This is a genomic window from Pseudomonas sp. EGD-AK9 (assembly GCF_000465935.2).
Classification (GTDB): Bacteria; Pseudomonadota; Gammaproteobacteria; order Pseudomonadales; family Pseudomonadaceae; genus Aquipseudomonas.
In genome coordinates, this window is record NZ_AVOF01000448.1 from 1 (window position 1) to 2,183 (window position 2,183).

Annotated in this window: 3 protein-coding genes; all 3 read right to left on the reverse strand. The window is 68.6% G+C overall.

Features of this window, described 5'->3' with window-relative positions:
• On the reverse strand, positions 1-517 hold a 517-nt coding region (locus N878_RS18340), incomplete at its 3' end, for a Nudix family hydrolase (RefSeq protein WP_021445037.1).
• Complete coding sequence (locus N878_RS18345; RefSeq protein WP_021445038.1) at positions 514-1,146, reverse strand: glutathione S-transferase family protein; 633 nt, start codon at positions 1,144-1,146, stop codon at positions 514-516. The genes N878_RS18340 and N878_RS18345, both read right to left, overlap by 4 nt.
• A gap of 123 nt (positions 1,147-1,269) precedes the next feature.
• A partial coding sequence (gene argJ / locus N878_RS18350) for a bifunctional glutamate N-acetyltransferase/amino-acid acetyltransferase ArgJ (RefSeq protein ID WP_021445039.1) occupies positions 1,270-2,183 on the reverse strand: 914 nt, incomplete at its 5' end.

The window sequence follows — 2,183 nt, forward strand, 5'->3', positions numbered from 1 at the left end:
CACGATACTGGGCGTCGAACAGATTCGGCGCGCGCAGCTGCAGCAGCCGCGTGCCGCCGGCGATGGCGCGCTGCACGCCGGCGAGCAATTGCTCGGGCGTCAGCCCGTCGGGGGTGATCAGGTACTGCTCGGGCAGGCGCGCCGCGGCGACTATCGGCGCGTTGGCGGCGGGGAACTGGTAATCGCCGAGCCGTCCCGGGGCGACCCAGGCCAGCGGCTGGCCCTCGGCGCCATGGGGCTCACCGACGAATGCCGAGACCTCCCAGACATCCAGCAGCACCTGCTTGTCCGGGTAGTCGTGGCGCACCTGGATCAGCGGCCGCACCACCGTCGGGCGGATGCCCAACTCCTCCTCCAGCTCGCGGGCCAGGGCACGCTCGACCGCCTCGCCGTCTTCCACCTTGCCGCCGGGAAACTCCCACAGGCCGCCCTGGTGCTTGTCCGGCGGGCGCTTGGCGATCAGGATGCGGCCGTCCGCGGCGCGAATCACCGCCGCCGCGACATGGATGCGCTTCACCCCTGCACCTCCTGCAGGGCGGCTCGGTACCAGCGCTGGAACGCCGGCCACTGGTAGAGGGTCTCGACATAGGCCGCCGCGGTCGTCGGCAGCACCACCCGGTAGCTGCGTAGGCGCGCCGCCACCGGCGCGTAGAAGGCATCGGCGATGCTGGCGTGGCCGAACAGGTAATGACCGTCCTGACCGAAGCGCTCGCGGCAATCGGCCCAGATCGCGCAGATGCGGTCGATGTCGGCCTGGGCCGCGTCGGGCAACTCGGTCAACGCCTGGTCGCGCGCCAGGTCCATCGGCAGGTGGCTGCGCAGCGCGGCGAAGCCGCTGTGCATTTCCGCGCAGATGCTGCGCGCCAGCGCGCGGGCGTACTCGCCGCGCGGCCACAGATGGGCCTCGGGAAAGCGCTCGGCCAGGTACTCGGCGATGGCCAGCGAGTCCCATACCGGGCCTTCCTCGGTCAGCAGCACCGGCACCTTGCCGGTCGGCGAATGCGCGAGCAGGCGCGCGCGGCTGTCCGGCTGGTAGAGCCGCACCTGCACCTCGTCATAGGGCTCGCCGGCCAGTTCCAGGGCCAGGGCCGCGCGCAGCGACCAGGAGGAATAGTTCTTGTCGCCGATCACCAGTTGCAGGGCCATGCCGATGCTCCTTGGATTGCTTAAGGAAGGGATCGAGAGACGGTAAAAGTTCGCTCCCCGAAAGGCAAATTCCCGCGCGTCATGGGGGCATGAGGCGCGGGAATAGTGCACAGCCGAGGTTACTCAGGTGCGGTATTCGGCGTTGATCTTGACGTATTCGTGGGACAGGTCGGTGGTCCAGATGGTCTCGCTGCAGCTGCCGCGGCCCAGCTCGATGCGGATTGTGATTTCCTCGCGGGCCATCACCGCCGCGCCCTGCTCCTCGGTGTAGCTGGTGGCGCGGCAACCCTTGCTGGCGATACAGACTTCGCCGAGGAACACGTCGATCTTGCTCACGTCCAGTTGCGGTACGCCGGCATAGCCCACAGCGGCAAGGATGCGCCCCCAGTTCGGGTCGGAGGCGAACAGCGCGGTCTTGATCAGCGGCGAGTGGGCCACGGCGTAGGCCACGTCGAGGCATTCCTGGTGGGTGCCGCCGCCGTTGACCTGCACGGTGACGAACTTGGTCGCACCCTCGCCGTCGCGGACGATGGCCTGGGCGACTTCCATGAACACCTCGAACACCGCCTGCTTGAGCTTGGCGAACAGCTCGCCGGAGGCGTCGACGATCTCCGGCAGGGCGGCCTGGCCGGTGGCGATCAGCATGCAGCCGTCGTTGGTCGAGGTGTCGCCGTCGATGGTGATGCGGTTGAACGACTTGTTCGCCGCGTCGCGCACCAGGTCCTGCAGCACGCCGCGGGCCACTTTGGCATCGGTGGCGATGTAGCCGAGCATGGTCGCCATGTTCGGCCGGATCATCCCGGCGCCCTTGGAAATGCCGGTCACGGTGACGGTGACGCCGTCGTGCTGGAACTGGCGGCTGGCGCCCTTGGGCAGGGTGTCGGTGGTCATGATGCCGGTGGCGGCATTGACCCAGTTGTCTTCCTTGAGATCGTCCAGCGCCGCCTGCAAGGCGGACTCGATCTTCTCCACCGGCAGCGGCTCGCCGATCACCCCGGTGGAAAACGGCAGCACCGCCGCCTCGGCCACGCCGGTCA

Bases quoted from the DNA above. Each gene is read 5' to 3' on its own strand.
- N878_RS18345 (WP_021445038.1), bottom strand. From the start codon at position 1,146: ATGGCCCTGCAACTGGTGATCGGCGACAAGAACTATTCCTCCTGGTCG.